The sequence below is a fragment of the Paenibacillus sp. FSL K6-1558 genome (genome assembly GCF_038002565.1).
GTDB classification, from domain to species: domain Bacteria; phylum Bacillota; class Bacilli; order Paenibacillales; family Paenibacillaceae; genus Paenibacillus; species Paenibacillus polysaccharolyticus.
Map to the genome: position 1 here is coordinate 6,280,900 of NZ_JBBOCV010000001.1, position 22,898 is coordinate 6,303,797.

The following is a 22,898-nucleotide window of genomic DNA, read 5'->3' on the forward strand; positions in this document are numbered from 1 at the left end:
TCATTGAAAACAAAAGATTTAGCTATCCTTGCGGGTATTATCGGCATTGTGTTGATGATGATTCTCCCGATCCCGGCCTGGCTGCTCGATTTGTTGCTTGTTGTCAACATCTCAATTGCCTTGATGATTCTGCTTGTTGCCATGAACAGCAAAGAAGCGCTGCAGTTTTCCATATTTCCGGCGTTGTTGCTCATTACTACGTTGTTCCGATTGGCACTCAACATCTCAACAACGAAGCTGATCCTTGGTAAAGGGGATGCAGGAGCGGTAGTTGCAACATTTGGGAGCTGGATAGCTGGCGGGCAAATAGCCATTGGATTTATCGTATTTTTGATCCTGGTGGTCGTACAGTTTATCGTTATTACCAAAGGTTCCGAACGTGTAGCTGAAGTAGCAGCAAGGTTCACGCTTGATGCTATGCCTGGTAAACAAATGAGTATTGATGCCGACTTGAATGCTGGTTTAATTAATGAACAGCAGGCGCGTGAGCGCCGTTCCAAAATTGAACGCGAAGCCGACTTTTATGGAGCGATGGATGGTGCCAGCAAATTCGTAAAAGGGGATGCCATTGCAAGTATTATCATCCTCCTAATCAACCTGATCGGTGGATTTATTATCGGTATGACGGTGCATGGTTACGATTTTGCAACTTCACTTTCCACGTACTCGGTGCTGACTATCGGGGACGGATTGGTTAGCCAGATTCCCGCACTGCTTATTTCAACTGCAGCGGGATTGATTGTTACCAGAGCCTCATCGGAAGGAAACTTGGCAGATGATATTACTGGCCAGTTGTTTACATATCCGATACTCATCTATATCGTAGCTTTTGTCATCGCGATGCTGGGATTCTTTACGCCAATTCATGTAATTACAACATTGCCGCTCGCAGGTGTTCTTGCTTTTGCCGCCTGGAGAATGCAGAATAATCTGAATTTGAAACAGGAAGCAGAAGAGCAATTGGAAGAAGAACAACAGATTGAAGAAGTCAGAAGTCCTGAAAGTGTTATTAACTTGCTTCAGGTGGACCCGATTGAATTTGAGTTTGGTTACGGTTTGATTCCTCTGGCTGACAATCAACAAGGCGGAGACTTGCTGGATCGGATCATTATGATCCGAAGACAATGTGCGCTTGAATTGGGTTTGGTGGTACCAGTGATCCGTATTCGTGACAATATTCAATTAAGACCTAATGAGTATGTGATCAAAATTAAGGGTAATGCGGTTGGTGGCGGGGAACTGCTTCTGAACCATTATCTCGCGATGAGTCCTGGATATGATGAAGAATCCGTAACAGGAATCGAAACAACAGAGCCGGCATTTGGTTTGCCTGCGCTATGGATTGATGAAGTGACTAAAGATCGGGCAGAGCTCGCTGGATATACGGTAGTTGACCCGCCTTCTGTCGTTGCGACTCATCTAACAGAACTAATCAAGAAACATGCGCACGAATTGCTTGGAAGACAAGAGACGAAGGCACTTGTGGACAACCTTAGAGAGAATTATGCTGCACTGGTGGATGAGTTAATTCCTTCCGTTCTCTCGATTGGTGATGTACAAAAGGTACTAGCGAAGCTGCTACGTGAAAAAGTATCGATTCGAGATATGGTTACCATTTTTGAAACGCTTGCAGACTATGGAACTTATACGAAGGATCCAGATGTGTTAACGGAGTACGTTAGACAATCGTTATCTCGTCAGATTACACAGCAATTCTCGCAAAAAGGTGAAACCCTTCAAGTGATCACGGTTGGACCAGGACTTGAGAAGAAAATTGCTGAAAGTGTGCAACAATCAGAGCAAGGTAGCTATCTTGCACTGGATCCAGTCTCTACTCAAAGTGTGTACCAAAAGCTGAGTGAACAAGTAAATCGATTAATTCAATCGGGTCAACAACCCATCGTGCTAACTTCTCCAACCATTCGAATGTATCTGCGTCAGGTGATTGAAAGAACGATGCAGGATATTCCGGTGCTTTCCTATAGCGAGTTGGAGCCGAATGTTGAAATTCAAAGTATCGGGGTGGTGAACTTATGAGAGTAAAACAATACGTTGTTGAGACCATGCCCGAAGCTATGCTTCAAATTCGCAAAGACCTGGGAAGTGACGCCGTCATTCTGTCCACCAAAGAAATCAAGGTGGGCGGAGTGCTCGGGATGTTCCGCAAAAAACGTATCGAAGTGGTTGCAGCAGTAGATAAAGAGCAGCCTAATCAGGAGAATGGTTCTTCTGTCAAGAAGGCGCAAAATTCATTTACGCCTGTGCCTCGTTCTTTTGTACCTGAAGCTTATGCTCAGACCGCTCGTTCGTTTGTGGGGGGTTCCGATGCAAGGGAAACTGTAGCGGCGGTGGACCAAAAAGGGCAGGAGAAAACGGCGGCTGTTCCATCTGTATCCAAATCAAGTGGAATAGATGAAAAAATGGATTACGGCTCAGATTTTCTGAGCAGTGAGCATAAACCGCGACCGCAAGGGGCGGATTTTTCGGGTTCAACGCCTAGTATCCAAGATCGTGGTATGGATCAGCAGCAGGATATGCTGTTGAACGAGCTACAGGACTTGAAGCAGATGATGACCAAGCTTTCCAAGCAAGGAACAGTTGCGACAACAATTCCTGAAGAATTAATGAAGAGCCAGGAGCGGCTTGCGGATCAAGAAATTTGGCCAGAAGTATGGGAATCCTGGTTTGAACCTATTGAGCAGGGGTTAGCTGATGGTAAATTGCAAGAATCGGATGTTGAAGAGGCACTTCGGTTGGAGATAGCGACTTTTCTGAAAGACCGTATTCAAGAGGGCATCATGCCTAGCACTCGAATTGTATATGTGGCTGGACCTACAGGAGTAGGAAAAACAACAACGATTGCCAAACTGGCTGCGGAGCAGATGTTTAAAAAACAGCGTAAAGTTGGTTTTATTACGTCAGATACGTACCGTATCTCTGCAGTTGAACAGCTAAGAACGTATGCATCGATTCTGAACGTGCCGCTTGAAGTTGTGCAGTCGCCAGGAGATACGCAACGTGCCATATCACGGCTAGAAAACTGCGATCTGATCTTTATGGATACGGCAGGCAGAAACTATAGAAATGAATTGCTTGTCTCCGAACTGCAGAGTTTACTTGCTCCAGTTGAGAACAGTGAAACCTTTCTGGTGATGAGTATGACTGCGAAAAGCATGGATATGGTACAGATTACTGAGCATTTCAGTAAATATGGATTGGATAAAGTGATCTTTACCAAAATGGATGAAACAGGAACTTGCGGTCCGCTCTTTAATCTTCTACATCGTTTCCCGCTCAAACTTGCTTATGTGGCAAATGGTCAGAATGTTCCTGATGATCTGCTGAAGCCCAATGTGGAATGGTTGTCCCATGCGTTATTGGGAGACGGGACACAATGAAGGATCAGGCAGCATCACTCCGAAGTTTGGTCTCCACGCCACTCGAGAGCGATACAAGCAAAGTGAGTAGCCGTTCCTCCAAAATTATTACGGTAGCTAGTGGTAAAGGTGGGGTAGGCAAGTCCAATTTCACATTAAACTTTGCACTGACTCTTCATTCTATGGGTAAAAAAGTGCTGGTGTTTGATGCAGATATCGGTATGGCAAATATCGATGTTTTAATGGGAACTTCTTCTTCCTATAATCTGTATCATCTTTTATACCGACATAAAACTATAAGGGAAATCATACAACTTGGTGCTGATGGCCTGCCATATATTGCGGGGGGGTCGGGGATGAAGGAATTATTCTCCTTGTCTGATCGGGATCTGGAGTTTTTTGCCAGTGAGGTAGAGGACATTGCGCAAGAGATGGATTACGTCATTTTCGATACCGGGGCTGGCCTTTCCAGGGAAAATATGAGATTCATCGGCGCTGCTGATGAATGCCTGATTGTAACTACTCCTGAACCGACTTCAATAACAGATGCTTATGCCTTAGTTAAAGTCATGCACGGCGAGGAGCACGCAACTCCTTTTCGAATGATCGTAAATCGGGTTGAAGATGAAAGGGAGGCGGAGCGTGTAGCAGATAAAATAGCTGGAGTGGCGAGAAGGTTTTTGCAAACAGATATCCCGCTTCTAGGGTATATTTCAGAGGATGCTCAGGTTGTGACAGCAGTAAAGAAACAGATGCCTTATCGATTAGCCTATCCTCATTGCAAGGCTTCTAAAGATATACAAAAACTTGCTCTTCGATATCTGGCTGTACCTGCAGCTCCGGAATCCGGAACCTTGTCAGGAATCAGAGGATTTATGAAAAAGTGGCTTAAACGAACAACATGATTTCTGAAAAAAGGAAACAGAGGTGACACAATATGGCGGTCTATCAAGTATTGGTTGTCGATGATTCCGCTTTTATGCGCAAAATTGTGACGGATTTAATTGAAGCGGACTCAGAGTTCAAGGTTACGGCCACAGCGTCAAACGGCAAAGAAGCCATACAAAAAGCATTAGAGTTGAAACCTGATATGATCACAATGGATGTTGAAATGCCGGAAATGAATGGGCTGGATGCGCTTAAATCCATAATGGAGGATTCCTTCATTCCTGTGATTATGCTCTCTGGTATTAATGAACAAGGTATGAAAGAGACAATTATGGCTCTCGAAGCTGGTGCATTTGACTTTATTCGTAAGCCGTCTGTTGTGCATGATCAGGATATTGCTCAGGTTGGTAAAGCATTGGTTGAACGAATGCGTGCTGCCATGCATGAAGTGAAGCGAAAAGCTGAGCGTAAAGAATCGATCAAAAAAATGGAGGCTTCCCGCAATACTGTAATTCCTCCAGCACAACCGGTAAAGAAGGAAGAAACGTCGAAGGAAGTTGTTGAACCGCTTCAAAAAACAGTTCCGCCGATACTTCCAAAAAGAGAGAATTCATTTGAAGAGCGTACTGGAGTCTTACAGGCTAAAAAGCAACCGAGTGTCCCGCTTTCTCCTCCGAAATCGGAGCGTACGATCACGAAAAAGGATGGCTTAGGTAAGCCTGATCAATCTCCTCGTACGAAAACGGATATACCAAGTAAGCCGCCTGTGAGTTCACTGCAAGCTCGTAAAGAGGTTAGATCGCCAGAGGTTCCTCGACTCCAGACGAAACAGCCAGCAACCAGTTCTGCGTCTGCACCTGTTCCTGCGAAGGAGCCAACTAAACTTAATACGGCTTTTAAAACTTCAGCGGGATCGGAAGGATCGTTCAACAAACTTGTTGCGATCGGTTCTTCAACCGGTGGACCAAGAGCTCTCAAGACTTTATTGGAGCAGTTGCCATCGGATTTGCCGGCGCCAGTTATTATTGTGCAGCATATGCCGCCTAATTTCACCCGTTCACTTGCACAACGGTTGAATACATTTAGTCCGCTCCATGTAGTCGAGGCAGAAGACGGTATGGTGCTTAAAAAAGGAACGGCTTATATCGCACCTGGTGGTTTCCATTTGAGAGTTCACAAGACAGCAGATGGAAGGTTTATCTTGAAGTTGAGTGAGGATCAACAGGTGAATGGTCACAGACCTTCAGTGGATACGATGTTTGAGTCGCTTCTGCCGTTTACATCTTTACAACGACATCTTGTTCTTCTGACAGGTATGGGGAGCGACGGGGCGCGTATGATGAAAAAATTATACGAGACTGGAGTCACATCAACGTTTGCCGAAAATGAAGAAACTTGTGTTGTCTATGGTATGCCGCGTTCAGCTGTGGAGCTGCAATGCGTGCGTCATCTTCTGCCCCTGCAGGAGATTGCGTCAAAACTTGTTCAAGCAGTGAAATAACGGAGTGTAACTTACGGAGGAGGTGCCTCACAATGGACATGAACCAATATTTATCCATGTTTATTGATGAGTCTAACGATCATCTACAATCTCTTAACGAAAACATGCTACAACTAGAAGCGAATCCGGAAGATCTGGGTATAGTGCAGGTCATCTTCCGTTCAGCTCATACTCTCAAAGGTATGGCGGCAACCATGGGGTTCGAGGATTTGGCTTCACTGACACACAAAATGGAAAATGTACTGGATATGGTTCGTAATGAAAAGCTGAAAATGCAGGATTACATTTTTGACACCATGTTCAAAAGTTTGGATGCTTTGGAGACTATGGTTCAGGATATTACAGGTGGCGGTGAAGGTAAAGCGGATGTCTCCTCCATTGTTGCTTCGCTTCAGGCTATTGAAAGTGGCGAATGGACAGGAGGCAGTGCTCCTGTTGCAAAGGTAGACAAGCAAACGAACTCCTCGATCTCCAATGCTGTAGAACTGGATGAATTCCAATATTCAGTTCTTGATCAGTCGATCGCAGAAGGTCACCGTGTATTCTACGTTGACGTCCTTGTGAGTGAGCATAGTCAGTTAAAAGGTGTTCGGGCATACATGGTATTTGACATGCTTGAGCGTTCAGGTGAGGTTGTTAAAGCCTATCCTTCTGTTCAGGATATCGAGCAAGAGAAGTTTGAGCGCAGTTTCTCGTTGTATTACATAACGACCAAAGAGGCGCAAGAACTGGAAAAGGGTATTATGAGCATCTCGGAAATTGAGAGTGCCAAATTGATTCAGCTGGATCAAGAAACGTTGCAACAGATGACCAATCAGGCGGCAGCCGCGGTTGCGGTAGAAGCAGCACCAGCACCAGCACCAGCACCAGCACCTGAGGTTGGTAAGGATACGCCTGTTTTAGATTCTAAACCTCAAGAAGAAGGCAAAGCAGCTCCCGCGAAGGCAGCAACGCCAAAACAGGCAGCCGCACCTTCACGCACAATTCGTGTTGACATTGAGCGTCTTGATGTGCTGATGAACTTGTTCAGCGAATTATTGATTGACCGTTCACGCCTTGAACAATTAGCAAGTGAGACAGGCAATAACGATCTGTCGGATACTGTAGCTCACTTGAGCCGTGTGAGTACGGACTTGCAGAACATCGTACTGAAATTGCGGATGGTTCCGGTTGATACCGTCTTTAACCGCTTCCCACGGATGATTCGTGATTTGGCTAAAACATTGGATAAAAAGATCGATCTCGTCATTACAGGTGCTGAAACAGAGCTGGACAGAACGGTTATTGATGAAATCGGAGATCCGCTTGTGCATCTGTTGCGTAATGCGGTTGACCATGGTGTTGAATCGATCTCGGAGCGGGTTGCGGCTGGAAAACCGGAAATGGGTACAGTTAACCTGCGAGCTTTCCACAGTGGTAACCACGTGTTTATTGAGATTGAAGATGATGGTAAAGGGATTTATCGTGACAAACTCCTGCAAACAGCGATCAAACGAGGCGTTGTGACGGAGGAGCAAGGTGCGAAAATGAGCGATGATGAAGTCAATCAATTGTTGTTCGCCCCTGGATTTAGTACAGCTGATAAAATCTCGGATATTTCAGGCCGCGGAGTAGGTCTGGACGTTGTAAAATCAAAAATCACTTCGCTTGGCGGTAATGTAACGATTACGTCGACTCCAGGCAAAGGTACTAACTTCTCCGTACAGCTTCCATTGACACTGTCTATCATTGCAGCGATGCTGGTACGACTTGGTTCAGAGAAGTATGCAGTTCCATTGTCTTCGATCGTAGAGACCGCGATTGTACAGCGAGAGCAAGTTCGTAATATCCATGGTAATAAAATGATTACGTTCCGCGAGTCTTTGATTCCTTATCTGTCATTAAGCGAAGTTTTCGGAGTGCCGGATTTCAACGATGCGGATGAGAAAGAAACTGAGATTGTTGTGATTCGAAAAGGAGAGCGTCTGGCAGCTGTCGCTGTTGAAGAATTCATTGGTCAGAGCGAAATAGTTCTGAAGTCTATGGGCACGTATCTTCCTGCGATTGAAGGAATCTCCGGTGCGACGATACTTGGAGATGGACAAGTGGCTTTGATTCTTGATCCAAACGCATTTATTAAATAAGCATAGTAATGGAGTTTTAAATCGAATAGGGAGGTTTTTTACATGGAAGAAGAGTTGAAGGTCATCGTCTTTAAATTGGGAACCGAAGAGTACGGAATTGAGGTAGACAAGGTTCAGACTATTGAGCGCATGATGCCCATTACCCGCGTTCCCAAAACACTTTCATTTGTAAAAGGAGTTATCAACCTGCGTGGTGTTGTTATTCCGGTTATTGATCTCCGCGGACGCTTCTCCCTTGCGGAAACGGAATATACAGATCAAACGCGGATCGTCATTGTTGGTGTTGACGATATGCAGGTTGGTTTTATCGTTGACTCTGCCAATGATGTTATCGACATTAAAAGCAGTTCGATCGATACTCCGCCTGAAGTGGTTGGTGGCGTGAAAGCGAGATATCTTCGTGGTGTTGCAAAATTGGATGATGGCCGCTTGTTGATTATGCTTAACCTTAACGAAGTATTAAATAAAAGCGAGATTGTGCAGCTGGAAAGTGTTGAGGGCTAGCACGTGGAGATGTTTAACCGATTTGAGGGTTTCCAAATGGATGTGCTCAAAGAGGTCGGTAATATTGGAGCAGGCAACGCCGCTACGGCGTTGTCTCAACTCCTTAACAGACCGATTGATATGGGCGTACCCACCGTTCAGATGCTTCCATTTGAGGAGATTGCTGAAAAAGTGGGTGGTGATGAGCGCATTGTAGTCACAATATTTCTTCGTGTAGAAGGTGAAGCGCCTGGTAATCTCTTCTTTATGATGACACCAGAGGCTGCTAAATTGTTGTTGAACCGCCTCGCTGGTTTTGAGCTGAAAGAAGGTTTGGCGTTCACTGAAATGGAACATTCAGCTCTATCTGAGATCGGAAACATTCTGGCTGGATCTTACCTGTCTTCTCTGGCGGATTTCACAAAGTTATCGATGTACCCAACGGTGCCGGGGCTTGCAATTGATATGGCGGGAGCAATCCTTAGTTATGGACTGTTGCAATTTGGAGAGATGGGCGATGCGGCATTGTTAATTGATACTTCTTTCTTTGAAGGTAGAGATCAAGTAGAAGGGCAATTTTTCCTGATTCCTGATCCGCCGTCATTTGCAAAGATTTTTGAATCGCTAGGGGTGCCACTGGACAATGATTGAGGACAAAAGCATCGTTAAAGTCGGTATGGCGGATCTGAATATCGCTCAACTTCCTGGCGTAATCCGTACAACTGGCTTAGGGTCGTGTGTGGGGCTAACGATGTATGACCCACAGTTGAAACTCGCTGGAATGGCACATGTCATGCTTCCGAGTTCAGAGATTGCCCGGGAGGGTAATTTGAACACGGCTAAATACGCGGATACAGCATTGCCAGAATTGCTTGAGAAGATGCTGAAAATGGGCGCGTCTCAATCGCGAATTGTATCTAAGATGGCCGGAGGTTCGCAGATGTTTGCTTTCTCGGGTGCAGGAGATACAATGCGAATTGGACCGCGAAATGCAGACTCCTGTCGAGAAATGTTGGAACAGCTCAAAATTCCACTTTTGGGCGAAGATACAGGAGGAAATTACGGTCGAACTATCGAAATGAATTGTGAGACAGGACTTTTAACTATTCGCAGCGTACAAATGGGTGTAAAGGAATTATAATACATGATAGGAAACTACCGCATTAATCTTGGAGCAGGCATAGTCGGATTCGTTCTGACTTTTTTTGTAGCATTCAGCAGCAATGTGTTGATGACCAGTTTAATACGCGGATTAATTGGATTCGCAGCCTGGTATGTTCTTGCATATGGTCTGCGTTGGGGATTGGGCATATTGTTTAGCCCTCATGTAGAAAATGGATCTGGTTATGCTTCAGAGGGCACTCAAGATCTAAGAGGTTCACAGGTGGACATCAAACTCGAAGACGATGGACAAGAGCTGAATGACTTGCTCAAGAACGGACAGAGCGACTCCGCCGGGGCTAATCATCCGCCATCTGAGACGAAAGCTCCAACGGGATTTGCTCCCTTGGATCCGCCTAAACTTGTCCGGACCAAGGACCCGGAGGAGTTGGCGCAGGCCGTTCGTCACCTGACAGACAAATAAGGAGGGTGAAAGCAATTGAACGAGCGTAAAGCTTCACATTTGAACCATTCAGATCTGTGGGAAAAGTGGAAAGAATACGGAGATCTTGAAGCAAAGAAATTGTTGATCGAAAAATATCTTCATATTGTTAACTATGTGTCAGGCCGTCTGGCCGTTGGTTTACCCAAAAACGTTCCGAAAGATGACTTGGAAAGCAACGGGGTAATGGGTCTAATTGATGCACTGGAAAAATTCGATTATGAACGAGGCTTGCAATTCGAGACATATGCTTCATGGAGGGTTCGCGGAGCCATACTCGACGGATTGCGTCAAGGAGACTGGGTTCCCAGATCTGTACGTGAAAAAGCGAAACGGATTGAAGATGCCTACCAGCAATTGGAGCAGACCTATTTGCGTTCTGTGAGTGATGAAGAAATGAGCCAGTATCTGGACGTGTCAACAAAGGATTTTCAACATATGCTTCAGGAGGTGGCAGTTATGTCGCTCTGCTCGCTGGAAGATCCGATCCGGGAAGAAGAGTCAGAGACACGTCTGTCTTTAATGGTAGATGAAAAAGCCAAAAATCCGGATTATAAAGTCAATGAATTTTATTTAAAAGAAGCGCTGGTCCAAGGGCTTGAGAAGCTGACAGTGAAAGAACGAACGGTGGTCTCCCTTTTATATTACGAAGACCTTTCTTTAAGTGAAATTGCAGAGGTCATGTCTCTTTCGCCGTCTCGTATCTCCCAACTACATTCCAAAGCTATATTGCGGCTTCGCGGCACACTGGATAAACAAAAAGATCTACTGATGCGTAAAGACTAGAGAGCAGAAGTTAAGATACGTATAGGGAGTGGACAGGCTAATAAGGAGGAAGATCTGCGTTGACACAACGGACTGTTATGGAAAAATCACTAAACGTTGTTTTATCCGATGATAAATGCATCGCTTATCTTGAATATTACAACGAAGAAGAAGGCTTTTCCTGTACCACGGAAGAGCTTGAACAATTTGTGGAGAGCAAGGGCGTTAAGCATGGTCTATTGCGAGAAGCATTACTAGTATTTGTGAATAACCCGTCTGCCTACCTGAAAGATAAATGCAAGATAGCCGAAGGCGTTTCTCCTGTACAAGGGATTGATGGATATATTCAAGTTTTGATTGGTAAAGAAGATGACAGAGAGCAACGGCCACTTGAAGCAGAAGATGGAAAAGTGGATTACAAAGAGCTGATACAGTTAGATAATGTGCGCAGTGGTCAGATCATTGCAAAGCGTATCGATCCTGTAGATGGCACACCAGGTAAAGCAGTGACTGGTGAAGAAATCCCTTTTCGTTCCGGAAAAGAAGCCCGATTCAAAGTTGGAAAAAACGTTGTTGTCAGTCCTGACGGTTCTGCGATGTATGCTGCAATTGACGGCTTGGTGAGCAGGACAGATGGAAACAAGCTTAACGTATTTCCAGTGTACGAAGTCAATGGTGATGTCGATTATAAGCATGGAAATATTGACTTTGTAGGTAATGTCGTGATCCGAGGCAATGTACTAACTGGCTTTAAGGTAAAAGCGGCAGGTGACATTCGTGTCGTCGGAGGTGTCGAAGGAGCAGAACTGGAGGCAGGTGGCTCTATCGAAATTACCGGTGGCATCATCGGTTACAACAAAGGTTTAATTCATGCCGGGCATCATGTGAAATGCACATTCATTCAAGAAGGCAATGTTGATGCAGGTGAAGATGTACTTGTATCCCAAAGTATTATGCACTCCAATGTCCGTGCGGGTCATGCTGTAATCTGTGCAGGAACAAAAGGACTTATCGTTGGCGGCTCAACACAGGCCGGAGAGCACGTATCTGCGCGTGTTATTGGTAACACGATGTCGACAGTCACCTCGATTGAGGTTGGCGTGCTACCAAGACTCCGAAACGAAATGAATGAATTGCGTAAAGAAATGAGAGAACAGATGGGCTCCTTGGATAAAACCAAGAAAGCATTGACTCTACTTGATCAGCTGGCTGCAGCAGGACAACTAACGCCAGACAAGATGGCGATGAGAATCAAATTAAACTCAACTCAAAAATCGGCTCTTCATCAGAGTGAAGAAATGAAAATGCGTATCTTGGAAATTGAAAAGGTACTTGAAGATACAAGCAGAGCTCGTGTTGATATTTTGAAGATGATCTACGGGGGCTCTAAAATAGTTATCGGCAGATATACGAAATTTATTAAAGATCCCGTTAGCCGAATGTCATTTTATTATCAGGACGGAGATATTACCATGGTGCCGTACGTTTAAAACCAGCAACATCCTTTTGAGGAAATCCATTCGAAACCGTGAGGTGAGCGTATGAGTTTCAAAGCAGTGGAGTTGCAGATTGCGGTACCGCGAACGAGTGAAGCGGGACGATATCAAAGTGAAGCCCAGCAGAGACCGGTTACTGACCAGAATCTGCTCGCCGAACAGACGAATAAAGAAGCCAATGAGGCACGGCAGCGCAGTGAAGCCATGGCTGAGACATCGCATACTTCGGTACGAGATGGTCATGCAGACGGGCGAGACCAGCATAGTGGGACTGATGGACGGGAGACGATGGATGATCAGGAGCACTTGAAACTTGCTGAACATCCCTACAAAGGTAAACATATTGATCTGTCTATGTAAAAGACTACAAACATGCTGGAAGCTTGCGCCCGAGGGTGGTCGTAACAAAAGGAGAGAAGCAATTTGTCACCATGGATCATTATTGTCATATTAGGAGCTTGCGCAATTGCTTATGCATTCATAATGCCTCGTAAGGACAAAGTACAGCAACCATCGCATCAGTTGGTGCAGGAGATGGAGTCAACGCTCGAACATTATATGACAGAGATTGAACAAGATAACGATGCTCTTATTCAACGTGTGGCTGAACTCAAAGGTGAAGCCACCGCAGCAGATCATCGGATGCAGTCACAGCTTCAGGAATTACAACAACGGCTTGACCAGCTGGAGCAGCAAAAGGTTAAGACAACTGAATTCAGCACTGCAGAGAACATAACGGGTCAGAGATCAGAGGGGTTACAAGCACAAAGCCTCATGGACAGTGTCAGGGCTGAAACGAATCAACAAATTGCATCAGCATCAGAGCTACAAGATAACCCGCAGCAAGAAAAAGATCAGAAGCGTGAATCGATTAAAGATCGTTACACAGAGCTTTTTAGGCTACATGATGAAGGAAAGTCTATGGATGCTATTTCTAGACAAACAGGCATACAGCTTGGTGAGGTGCAATTAATACTGCAGCTTGCAGAGCGGGAGGAGAGCTGACCATGGACAAGCGATCTTTGTGGATTGGTATAGGAAGTGGCATGATTACAGGAGCAATCTTGCTTCAACTAGCTACGGTGGGGCAAAAAGCCCTGTCTGACAGTAATTTGGAACCGGTACAACGTGACAATTGGACGAAAGAACAATTGGAAACAGCAGCAAAGAGTCTGGATATGAAACTGGTTGGTACTCAGGACGAGTTATATACTGAAGCCGAATGGGTGTCAAAGAAAAAGCAGGAAAGCAGCCAGATGCAAGGGAAGTCAGCTGAAAAACCACAGCAAACCACCTCTGCTGCAGAACCGACAGAACCAACGCAGCCACAGACAGATCAACCCAAGACGAATACACCTGTGACGCCAACTAAACCTAATGGACCGGCCGTAACATTTAAGGTTCGTTCTGGAAATAGTTTGGTTATGGTTGCCGAAAATCTGAAAGAAGCCGGTATTGTGGACGATGCACAAGCCTTTATCAAGGCAGGGAAGTCTCAAGGTATTAATAAAAAAATTCAAGTGGGCACATACTCTCTTGAAAAGGGTGAGAGTTTTAAGTCGATTATCGCCAAAATTACCAAAGAACCGTCAAGCTGAGCGTACATGCTCGGACTGGACGGTTCTTTTTGATGGTAGATGGATTATTTTTGATATAATGTAACTATAAAATTTAGATTTAGATAATGTTGCAACAGACTGACACTTATGATATATTAGATAACGGTGTTAAAACACACGCTGTGCTAATTTTGTTGAGGGTGCTTTCCTAATGGAGAGTCTTAGCGAAAAATGATGCTGGCGGAGGACACAATAAAAAACCATATTAGGAGGTGTGTGAAGATGGCAGTAATCTCCATGAAGCAGCTTCTCGAAGCTGGGGTACACTTCGGTCACCAGACTCGTCGTTGGAACCCAAAAATGGATCGTTATATCTTCACTGAAAGAAACGGAATTTACATCATCGATTTGCAAAAAACGGTGAAAAAAGTCGAAGAGGCTTACAACTTCGTTAAAGGAATCGCAGGCGAGAATGGTACTATTCTTTTCGTAGGTACTAAAAAACAAGCTCAAGACTCCGTTAAAGAAGAAGCTGAACGCGCTGGTCAATTCTACATTAACCAACGTTGGCTCGGCGGTACCCTGACTAACTTCTCTACTATTCAAAAACGTATTGATCGTTTGAAACAGTTGGAAGCTTGGGAAGAAGACGGTACTTTCGCTGTTCTGCCTAAAAAAGAAGTTATCTTGCTTCGCAAAGAAAAAGATCGTCTCGAGAAATTCTTGGGCGGTATTAAAAATATGAAAGGCCTGCCTAGCGCCCTGTTCATCATCGATCCACGCAAAGAGCGTATCGCTGTTGCTGAAGCTCGCAAATTGGGTATCCCAATCGTTGGTATCGTTGATACTAACTGCGATCCAGACGAGATCGATTATGTTATCCCAGGTAATGACGACGCGATCCGCGCTGTTAAATTGCTGACAGGTAAAATGGCTGATGCCGTTATCGAAGCTAACCAAGGCGAAGAAACTTCCGCTTAATAGTTTTCGAACATAACATTCATGAATTAAATGTAAAGGGTGGTTGGTAGGTGGATAACCTCTCACTGCCCTTTTTTTAGAGTGTACGTGTACGTACAATACTTAATCTGGAGGGAATTTATAATGGCAGTTAATGCGAGTGCAGTAAAAGAACTTCGCGAAAGAACGGGCGCTGGTATGCTCGATTGTAAGAAAGCACTGGAAGAAGCCAACGGTGATGTAACGAAAGCGGCTGAATTGTTGCGTGAAAAAGGTCTTTCTGCAGCAGCAAGCAAAGCAGGTCGTGCAGCTACTGAAGGCGCTGTAGAATCTTACATCCACGCTGGCGGACGTATCGGTGTCTTGGTTGAAGTTAACTGCGAAACTGACTTCGTTGGTAAAACAGATCAATTTAAGGATTTCGTTAGAGACGTAGCTATGCAAATCGCTGCAGCTAATCCTAAATATGTTACACGCGAAGAAGTTCCTACAGATGAGTTGGAAAAAGAAAAAGAAATCTTGAAAGCTCAAGCTCTTAACGAAGGTAAACCAGAAAAAATCATTGAAAAAATGGTTGAAGGCCGTATCGGTAAATACTACGAAGAATATTGCCTGTTGGAACAAACTTTTGTTAAAGATCCAGACAAAACAATTTCCCAATTGTTGAATGAAAAAATCAGCCAAATTGGTGAAAACATCTCCATCCGTCGTTTCGTTCGTTACGAACTGGGTGAAGGTTTGGAGAAAAAAGTGGATAACTTCGTAGAAGAAGTTATGTCCCAAGTTAACAAATAAGACGTTATCAAGCCGACAAAGCAGGATTGATTTTCGAAGATATAAGAATGATGAAACTTCGAAGCGTAAACTCCCTTATATCTCAGGAAAACAATGACTGAACGGCAATTTGTTTTTCCTAAAAGAGCGGAACACTTCTGTGTTCCTTTCTTTTTAAGCAGGAGTCCATGCGCGAGAAGTTTTGTTGGTTGGACACTGGAAGGTGTTCAATTCAAAGTGGAGGGTGAACAATTGGAACAGCCAGTATTTAAACGTGTTGTCTTAAAGGTGAGCGGAGAGTCTCTTTCCGGTCAAAACGGCTATGGCATTGATGCAGTAACGATCTCATCCATTGCCCAGCAGGTAAAAGATGTAGTTGCGCTTGGCGTACAGGTTGCGATTGTATGCGGCGGAGGAAACATCTGGCGCGGCATTGCTGGCAGTGAAAACGGGATTGATCGTGCAACTGCGGACTATATGGGTATGCTCGCGACGGTGATGAACTCTCTGGCGCTGCAAGACGCACTTGAACAGATTGAAGTGCCAACTCGTGTGCAGACATCAATTGCTATGCAGCAGATTGCTGAGCCGTACATTCGTCGTAAAGCCATTCGTCATCTGGAGAAAGGCCGTGTCGTTATTTTTGCAGCAGGTACAGGTAATCCGTTCTTCTCCACGGATACAACAGCAGCACTGCGCGCAGCGGAGATTGAAGCAGAAGTGATCTTGATGGCCAAAAATAAAGTGGATGGTGTCTATTCGGCAGATCCATTCAAAGACAGCACAGCTGAAAAGTTTGAGCAGTTGACATACCTGGATGTACTTAACAAAAACCTTGGCGTAATGGATTCAACGGCGTCCTCGCTCTGCATGGATAACAACATTCCGTTGATTGTATTCAACATTACTGAACAAGGTAACATCAAACGTGTTGTTCTGGGCGAGCGTATCGGAACAATCGTTAAAGGGAGTGTAGATTAATGCCACAAGCAGTTAAACAACATGCTGAAGAGCGTATGGAAAAAGCGATTCAGGCATTGCGCCGTGACCTAGCTACGTTGCGTGCAGGTCGTGCAACGCCTGCTCTTCTGGATCGTGTGCAAGTTGAGTATTATGGTGCAATGACACCTCTGAACCAATTGGCAAATATCAGTACACCGGATTCCCGGACATTGATGATTCAGCCTTGGGACAAATCAGCGATGAGTGATATCGAACGTGCGATTATGAAATCAGACCTGGGTCTGACCCCGGCTAACGATGGCAGTATGATTCGTCTCGCTATTCCGCCGCTGACGGAAGAGCGTAGAGCTGAGCTTGTCAAACTAACCAAAAAGTTTGGCGAAGAAGGTAAAGTTGCGATTCGTAACATTCGCCGTGATGCGAATGATGATATTAAGAAAATGGAAAAGTCCGAGATTTCCGAAGATGAATCCCGGAGACATCAGGACGACATCCAAAAGTCGACTGATAAATTTATCGCTGAAGTCGATAAGGTACTTGCTGCCAAAGAAAAAGAAATCATGGAAGTGTAAGACAAGCGCAGCCCCTCCAATACGGTGGGGTTTTGTCTCTTTTTCCAAGCTTCAGATGAAGAAACTTCAGGGATTTTGGAGGAACAGGAATGATCAAACGGGTTCGGTCGTGGTGGAATGGGGCTGACAAGCAGGAAACGCTGACTATATCCGAGGATAATATCCCGCAGCACGTCGCCATCATTATGGACGGCAATGGACGATGGGCCAAACGTCTGGGTCTCCCGCGTATAGCTGGACACCAGAACGGCATGAAGGCAGTCAAACGTGCAACCATCGCGGCGGATGAACTGGGCATCAAATATCTGACGATGTACGCTTTTTCGACAGAAAACTGGACGCGTCCAAAAGAAGAAGTGGATTTTCTGATGAGACTTCCGCAAGAGTTTTTGGCTATTGAGTTAGAAGAACTGATCGAAAAAAATGTACGTATCCGTATGATGGGACATGAGGAACATCTGCCTTCACATACGGTTAATGCTTTGCGGGAAGCTATTCGTCTTACGGAGCATAACACTGGTCTGGTGTTGAACTTTGCAATGAACTATGGAAGCCGCCGGGAGATGACGGAATGTGTGAGAGACATTGCTCTGCAGGTAAAGTCGGGGGAGCTGGCTGCAGAAGATATCACACCTGAACTCATCGACAAACATATGCTGACCGCAGATATGCCAGATCCGGATCTGTTGATTCGAACGAGCGGAGAACTGCGACTGAGCAATTTTATGTTATGGCAGCTTGCATATAGCGAATTATGGTTTACGGATATATACTGGCCCGAATTTGGCAAACAGCATCTGCTTGAAGCAGTAGCCGAATATCAGCGCAGAACAAGGCGTTACGGCGGTTTGAAATAGATGGAGGATGAAGCCGTTGAAACAGCGATTAACGACTGGAATTATTGCAGGTGTGTTGTTTTTGGGTTTTTGTATGCTTGGCGGGCCTTGGTATCACGGATTGGTCTTGCTTATGGCTCTCATCGGTTATTATGAATTTGTGAAAATGACCGGGGTGAAGCCGTTTTCAGGTGTAGCCCTAATCGGATATGCTGGAATTGTTTCTATGGTATTTCCTTGGGAAATGGTATGGGATGTAAGACCGTTATCCTTGTTTCAAATTTCGTGGATCATCATGCTCATTTTGATGACCGCTTCGGTTGTCACTAAGAACAGATTACCAATTAATACAGTCGCTATGCTTTTCATCGGCGTGTTGTATATTGGAACAGGATTCTATTACATCGCAGAGTCTAGACATTTATATCATGGTTTATTCTGGACTTTCCTTCTGTTAGGTTCAATCTGGGCAAGTGATGCCGGAGCATATTTTGTAGGTAAGTGGATTGGGAAAAACAAACTTTGGCCTTCGATCAGTCCAAACAAAACCGTGGAAGGCGCACTCGGCGGCATTGTTATTGCGATTGCCACCGCGGTGGTGTTTGCCTTGGTATCAGATGGCTTGCTCTCCTGGCAGAGAGCAATTCTCATCGGGATTGCTTGTGCAGTAGTTGGTCAGATGGGTGACTTGATCCAGTCAGCCTACAAACGCGTTTACAACATTAAGGATTCAGGCAATCTTCTTCCTGGGCATGGTGGTATTCTGGATCGGTGCGACAGTTGGATTGTGGTGTTTCCATTTGTACATATACTGATGCTACTGCCATATTAGAAGAAGACAGCTTAAGATGACTAAGGTGGCTCGCCCACAAGCATTGGATTCGTTAGAGGTGAGGTGCATTAATGAAAAAAATAGCGATTCTTGGTTCGACAGGGTCGATTGGGACACAGACATTGGATGTTGTTGATATGCATCCAGAACACTTTCAAGTGGAAGCACTAGCTGCAGGGGGCAATACAGATTTGCTGATCGAGCAAGCTAGACGTTATCAGCCTAAAAAGATTTCGGTAGGATCAAAAGAGTTGGCTGATAAGATTGCTCCACATGTGCCAGCAGGCACGAAAGTGTATTACGGTTCAGAAGGTCTCATCGAGGTTGCTGCAGGAACAGATGCAGACACGGTTGTTACGGCTGTTGTAGGAAGTGTTGGGCTGGAGTCTACGCTTGCAGCGATCGAGTCCGGAAAACAGATTGGACTTGCCAACAAGGAGACTCTGGTTACAGCTGGACACATCGTTATGGAGAGGGCAGTAGCCAAAGGAGTTTCTATTTTACCTGTTGACAGTGAACACTCGGCAATTTTCCAGTGTTTGAATGGAGAGAATCGCTCCAGTGTGGCTGGAATTACATTGACTGCATCAGGTGGTTCATTTCGACATCTTACACGTGAGCAACTACAGCAGGTGACTGTAGAGGATGCACTCAAGCATCCAAACTGGTCCATGGGTTCAAAAATCACGATTGACTCAGCAACGATGGTTAACAAAGGCCTTGAAGTCATTGAGGCACATTGGTTGTTTGGTCTTGATTATGAACAGATTGATGTACTACTTCATCCAGAGAGCATCATTCATTCTTATGTGGAATTTGAAGACACAAGTATCATTGCGCAGCTTGGTACTCCGGATATGCGTGTCCCCATTCAATATGCTTTGACCTATCCTGACCGTATGCCTTCTCCGGCAAAACGGTTGTCTCTTGCCCAAGTTGGACAACTTCATTTTAGGGAGATGGATATGGATCGTTTCCCGTGTTTAAGAATGGCATATGAATGTGGTAAAATGGGAGGGACTGCAACGACGGCTTTTAATGCAGCCAATGAGGTTGCTGTAGCACGTTTCTTGCGGAAAGAGATTTCATTCCTTAAAATAGAAGATATCATTGCCTCAGTGCTAGAAGCGCACCAAAATGTGGACAACCCTGATCTGGAGCAAATTGCTGCCTGTGATCAGGATAGCCGCAAGCTTGCTTCCGTGCTGTAATCTCTTTTTTTGAGGTAAACGGAACGAAGCGATTCTCTTGTGCGGGATTAGAGAATAATGATAGTCTAGAGGGACAGACTGCGGTACGTGCCGTGAAGGAGGATGAATAGGGATTGGAAACCATACAAGTGGTATTTCTAACGGTGCTTATGTTCTTTGTCATCGTAACGGTGCATGAATGGGGGCATTATTATTTTGCCAAGCGCGCCGGCATTCTTGTACGGGAATTTGCGATCGGTTTTGGTCCCAAATTATTCTCATATAAAAGAAATGAGACGCAGTTCACACTGCGCTTGCTGCCTTTTGGCGGATATGCACGGATGGCAGGAGAAGACCCGGAACTGATTGAGATTCAAGAAGGACAGACCATAGCGGTACGAACTGTGGACGATCAGGTCAAAATGATCTATTTGGACCAATTGGATAACCGTAAAAATGTAATTCGCGGTGAAGTGATCTCCATTGATATGGAGAACGCGCTTAAGTTACAACTGGATGTGGATGGCGAAGTGCAGCATTATCAAATACATCCACAAGCAATGTTGGTCAGCCGAGGCAAGCAGACACAAATTGCGCCTAAAGATCGACAGTTCGGCAGTAAAACGGTTGCTCAACGCGCTATGGCAATTTTTGCAGGTCCACTCATGAACTTTATTCTTGCTTTTGTTCTGTTCGCTGTTTATGCACAGATGGCAGGCGTTCCGGTGGAAAATCCAAAGAATTTGCAGATCGGTGAAGTGTTTAAAGGCGGAGCGGCAGATCAAGCGAATCTACAAAAGGGCGATATCATTGAAACCATTAACGGTACAGTTATCGGTACGGATTCTAAGAAGATGGTATCCATGATTGCTGAGTCCAAAGACAAGCCGATGGAATGGACTCTGCGTCGGGGGAACGAGACATTTAATGTCACGATTACACCTCGTGCGGTAGAAGGTCAGGAAGGCGGAAAGGTAGGCATTGCGCCTGTCTTGCCGACTCGTTCTGTTGGATTCGTGGAAATGTTCAAGTTCTCGGGAGTAGCTATGGTGGATACGACCAGGGTTATCTTTGAAGGATTCAGACATTTGATTAATCAGTTTAGCATGGATGACATTGGTGGACCTGTGCGTACGTTTGAGGTAACTGGTCAGATTGCCAAGCAAGGTATCGAGCAATTAACAAGATGGGCGGCGATTCTAAGCCTTTATTTGGGAATTTTCAATTTGCTCCCGATTCCTGCGCTTGATGGAAGCCGTCTCGTTTTCCTCGGAATCGAAGCGTTGCGTGGACGTCCGGTTGACCCTAACCGGGAAGGTATGGTGCATTTTGTCGGGTTCGCGATGCTCTTTGTGCTAATGCTGGCTGTAACATATAATGATATACTACGTTTAATTAACGGATAATTACGGTTTGACTATGTGCTGAGTATTCAGTACTAGTCGTTATGGGAGGACGCTGGAGTCTTATGTCAAAGGAAAACGATAAACAGTTCGTGACAGAAATTACACCGCAGGGTGAGGATTTCTCTCGCTGGTACATTGATGTTATTAAAAAAGCAGATCTGATGGACTACTCACCGGTTCGTGGCTGCATTGTATTTAAACCGGACGGCTTCGAAATTTGGGAGCACATCAAGGATGAGATGGATCGCCGTTTCCGCGAAACGGGCCATCGCAACGCGTACTTCCCAATGTTCATTCCCGAAAGCTTTTTCCAAAAGGAAAAAGAGCACGTAGAAGGGTTTAACCCTGAGTTGCCTTGGGTAACTGAAGCAGGCGGAGAAAAGCTCGAAGAACGTTTGGCGATCCGCCCAACTTCCGAAACGATCATTGGACATATGTACTCCAAATGGATTCAGTCCTATCGTGATCTGCCAGTATTGATTAACCAATGGGCTAACGTGGTTCGTTGGGAAAAGAGAACGTTGCCGTTCCTTCGCACGAGTGAGTTCCTGTGGCAAGAGGGGCATACAGCGCACGAGACAGAAGAAGAAGCTCGCGAAGAAACGATGAAAATGCTTGAAATCTACCGTGAAGTAGTCGAAGAATACCTTGCCATTCCGGTTATTACGGGGCAGAAGACCAAATCCGAGAAGTTTGCCGGGGCTGTGGATACGTTCTCGATTGAAGCCATGATGAAAGATGGACGTGCCGTACAGGCAGGTACTTCTCACTACATGGGAACGAACTTTGCCAAAGCCTTTGAAATTCAATATTTGAGCCGTAATAACGTTCTGGAACTTGCGCATACCACTTCATGGGGAACAAGTACACGTTTGATCGGAGCTTTGATTATGGTTCACGGAGATGACCGTGGTCTTGTGCTGCCGCCAAAAGTGGCACCAACGCAAGTGGTGATGATCCCGATTGGACCGCCAAAAACACGTGATGCCGTTGTAGGTCGTGCGGATGAATTGTTTGCTGAACTGAAAAAAGCAGGTATTCGTGTGAAAATGGATGATCGCAGTGATGTTCGTCCAGGCTGGAAGTTCAACGAGTATGAGATGCGTGGTGTACCGATCCGTTTGGAGATTGGTCCTCGTGATATGGAGAACGGCGTATGTGTTCTTGTCTCCCGTATTACTGGAGAGAAGAAAGTGGTTGAGCAAGCAAACCTCGTTGAAGAGATTCAAACGATGTTAACTCAAGTTCAGGCAGACATGCTTGATCGTGCTCGTACATTTATGTCAGACAACTTCTACTCCGTAGACACACTGGATGAGATGAAAGAACTGATGGAAAACAAACGCGGATTTACACTGGCTGGCTGGTGTGGGTCAGAAGTATGTGAAGATAAAGTAAGAGAAGTCACGGGTGCAACCAGTCGGAACATTCCGTTCCAGCCTGCGGAAGAAAAGCACACATGTCTGGCGTGTGGTGAAAAAGCGCAGCACACTGTTGTGTTTGCAAGAGCATACTAGTTGACGGCTTGATGAAGAGAGCTTATTCACCGGTTTAGTAATGAATGAAGAGC

The 22,898-nt window shown here is 45.2% G+C and carries 23 protein-coding genes; all 23 read left to right on the forward strand.

What is annotated here, in order from left to right; all coding sequences use genetic code 11:
* Window positions 1-3: 3 nt before the first annotated feature.
* Entirely contained in the window at window positions 4-2,037 is a 2,034-nt protein-coding gene (gene flhA / locus MHI38_RS27335; protein WP_253495437.1) for a flagellar biosynthesis protein FlhA, read from the forward strand.
* A complete protein-coding gene (gene flhF / locus MHI38_RS27340) occupies window positions 2,034-3,398 on the forward strand; it encodes a flagellar biosynthesis protein FlhF (protein WP_253495435.1) in 1,365 nt (454 codons plus the stop codon). Before flhA ends, flhF begins: the two co-directional genes overlap by 4 nt.
* On the forward strand, window positions 3,395-4,282 hold the full coding sequence (locus MHI38_RS27345) for a MinD/ParA family protein (protein ID WP_090923855.1): 888 nt from the start codon (window positions 3,395-3,397) through the stop codon (window positions 4,280-4,282). The genes flhF and MHI38_RS27345 overlap by 4 nt, the downstream gene beginning before the upstream one ends.
* A gap of 32 nt (window positions 4,283-4,314) precedes the next feature.
* Window positions 4,315-5,766, forward strand: coding sequence for a protein-glutamate methylesterase/protein-glutamine glutaminase (locus MHI38_RS27350; protein ID WP_154886358.1), 1,452 nt, complete (start codon window positions 4,315-4,317; stop codon window positions 5,764-5,766).
* A 32-nt stretch (window positions 5,767-5,798) separates the two neighbouring features.
* Window positions 5,799-7,889 carry a chemotaxis protein CheA gene (locus MHI38_RS27355; protein ID WP_341181883.1) on the forward strand — a complete coding sequence of 697 codons (2,091 nt, stop codon included), beginning with the start codon at window positions 5,799-5,801 and terminating at the stop codon, window positions 7,887-7,889.
* A 42-nt stretch (window positions 7,890-7,931) separates the two neighbouring features.
* Window positions 7,932-8,393, forward strand: a complete 462-nt coding sequence (locus MHI38_RS27360) for a chemotaxis protein CheW (protein ID WP_090923852.1) — start codon at window positions 7,932-7,934, stop codon at window positions 8,391-8,393.
* Between the two features lie 9 nt (window positions 8,394-8,402).
* The gene (locus MHI38_RS27365) at window positions 8,403-9,023 is read left to right on the forward strand and encodes a chemotaxis protein CheC (protein WP_090923948.1); all 621 of its coding nucleotides are present in this window, start codon (window positions 8,403-8,405) and stop codon (window positions 9,021-9,023) included.
* Window positions 9,016-9,513 carry a chemotaxis protein CheD gene (locus tag MHI38_RS27370; protein WP_090923851.1) on the forward strand — a complete coding sequence of 166 codons (498 nt, stop codon included), beginning with the start codon at window positions 9,016-9,018 and terminating at the stop codon, window positions 9,511-9,513. Before MHI38_RS27365 ends, MHI38_RS27370 begins: the two co-directional genes overlap by 8 nt.
* Before the next feature lie 3 nt (window positions 9,514-9,516).
* Entirely contained in the window at window positions 9,517-9,957 is a 441-nt protein-coding gene (locus MHI38_RS27375; RefSeq protein WP_090923850.1) for a hypothetical protein, read from the forward strand.
* A gap of 15 nt (window positions 9,958-9,972) precedes the next feature.
* A complete protein-coding gene (locus MHI38_RS27380) occupies window positions 9,973-10,761 on the forward strand; it encodes a FliA/WhiG family RNA polymerase sigma factor (RefSeq protein ID WP_090923849.1) in 789 nt (262 codons plus the stop codon).
* Between the two features lie 59 nt (window positions 10,762-10,820).
* Window positions 10,821-12,230 (forward strand): DUF342 domain-containing protein, encoded by a 1,410-nt coding sequence (locus tag MHI38_RS27385; protein WP_154886356.1) that lies wholly within the window; start codon window positions 10,821-10,823, stop codon window positions 12,228-12,230.
* Window positions 12,231-12,281: 51 nt separating this feature from the next.
* Complete coding sequence (locus MHI38_RS27390) at window positions 12,282-12,596, forward strand: hypothetical protein (RefSeq protein WP_154886355.1); 315 nt, start codon at window positions 12,282-12,284, stop codon at window positions 12,594-12,596.
* Window positions 12,597-12,659: 63 nt separating this feature from the next.
* Window positions 12,660-13,241, forward strand: a complete 582-nt coding sequence (locus tag MHI38_RS27395) for a hypothetical protein (protein WP_154886354.1) — start codon at window positions 12,660-12,662, stop codon at window positions 13,239-13,241.
* Window positions 13,242-13,243: 2 nt separating this feature from the next.
* Window positions 13,244-13,834 carry an endolytic transglycosylase MltG gene (locus tag MHI38_RS27400; RefSeq protein ID WP_154886353.1) on the forward strand — a complete coding sequence of 197 codons (591 nt, stop codon included), beginning with the start codon at window positions 13,244-13,246 and terminating at the stop codon, window positions 13,832-13,834.
* A gap of 243 nt (window positions 13,835-14,077) precedes the next feature.
* Window positions 14,078-14,776 carry a 30S ribosomal protein S2 gene (gene rpsB / locus MHI38_RS27405; protein WP_024630243.1) on the forward strand — a complete coding sequence of 233 codons (699 nt, stop codon included), beginning with the start codon at window positions 14,078-14,080 and terminating at the stop codon, window positions 14,774-14,776.
* A gap of 123 nt (window positions 14,777-14,899) precedes the next feature.
* The gene (gene tsf, locus MHI38_RS27410) at window positions 14,900-15,550 is read left to right on the forward strand and encodes a translation elongation factor Ts (protein ID WP_154886352.1); all 651 of its coding nucleotides are present in this window, start codon (window positions 14,900-14,902) and stop codon (window positions 15,548-15,550) included.
* 231 nt (window positions 15,551-15,781) lie between these two features.
* Window positions 15,782-16,510, forward strand: coding sequence for a UMP kinase (pyrH, locus tag MHI38_RS27415; protein WP_090923844.1), 729 nt, complete (start codon window positions 15,782-15,784; stop codon window positions 16,508-16,510).
* Window positions 16,510-17,064, forward strand: a complete 555-nt coding sequence (frr, locus tag MHI38_RS27420; protein ID WP_090923843.1) for a ribosome recycling factor — start codon at window positions 16,510-16,512, stop codon at window positions 17,062-17,064. Before pyrH ends, frr begins: the two co-directional genes overlap by 1 nt.
* Window positions 17,065-17,153: 89 nt before the next feature.
* Window positions 17,154-17,921 carry an isoprenyl transferase gene (locus tag MHI38_RS27425; RefSeq protein ID WP_090923842.1) on the forward strand — a complete coding sequence of 256 codons (768 nt, stop codon included), beginning with the start codon at window positions 17,154-17,156 and terminating at the stop codon, window positions 17,919-17,921.
* A 16-nt stretch (window positions 17,922-17,937) separates the two neighbouring features.
* A complete protein-coding gene (locus MHI38_RS27430) occupies window positions 17,938-18,732 on the forward strand; it encodes a phosphatidate cytidylyltransferase (protein WP_090923841.1) in 795 nt (264 codons plus the stop codon).
* 71 nt (window positions 18,733-18,803) lie between these two features.
* Complete coding sequence (locus MHI38_RS27435) at window positions 18,804-19,943, forward strand: 1-deoxy-D-xylulose-5-phosphate reductoisomerase (protein ID WP_090923840.1); 1,140 nt, start codon at window positions 18,804-18,806, stop codon at window positions 19,941-19,943.
* A 113-nt stretch (window positions 19,944-20,056) separates the two neighbouring features.
* Window positions 20,057-21,328 (forward strand): RIP metalloprotease RseP, encoded by a 1,272-nt coding sequence (gene rseP, locus MHI38_RS27440; protein ID WP_154886351.1) that lies wholly within the window; start codon window positions 20,057-20,059, stop codon window positions 21,326-21,328.
* Window positions 21,329-21,390: 62 nt separating this feature from the next.
* On the forward strand, window positions 21,391-22,845 hold the full coding sequence (gene proS / locus MHI38_RS27445; protein WP_154886350.1) for a proline--tRNA ligase: 1,455 nt from the start codon (window positions 21,391-21,393) through the stop codon (window positions 22,843-22,845).
* The last annotated feature ends 53 nt before the right edge of the window (window positions 22,846-22,898 follow it).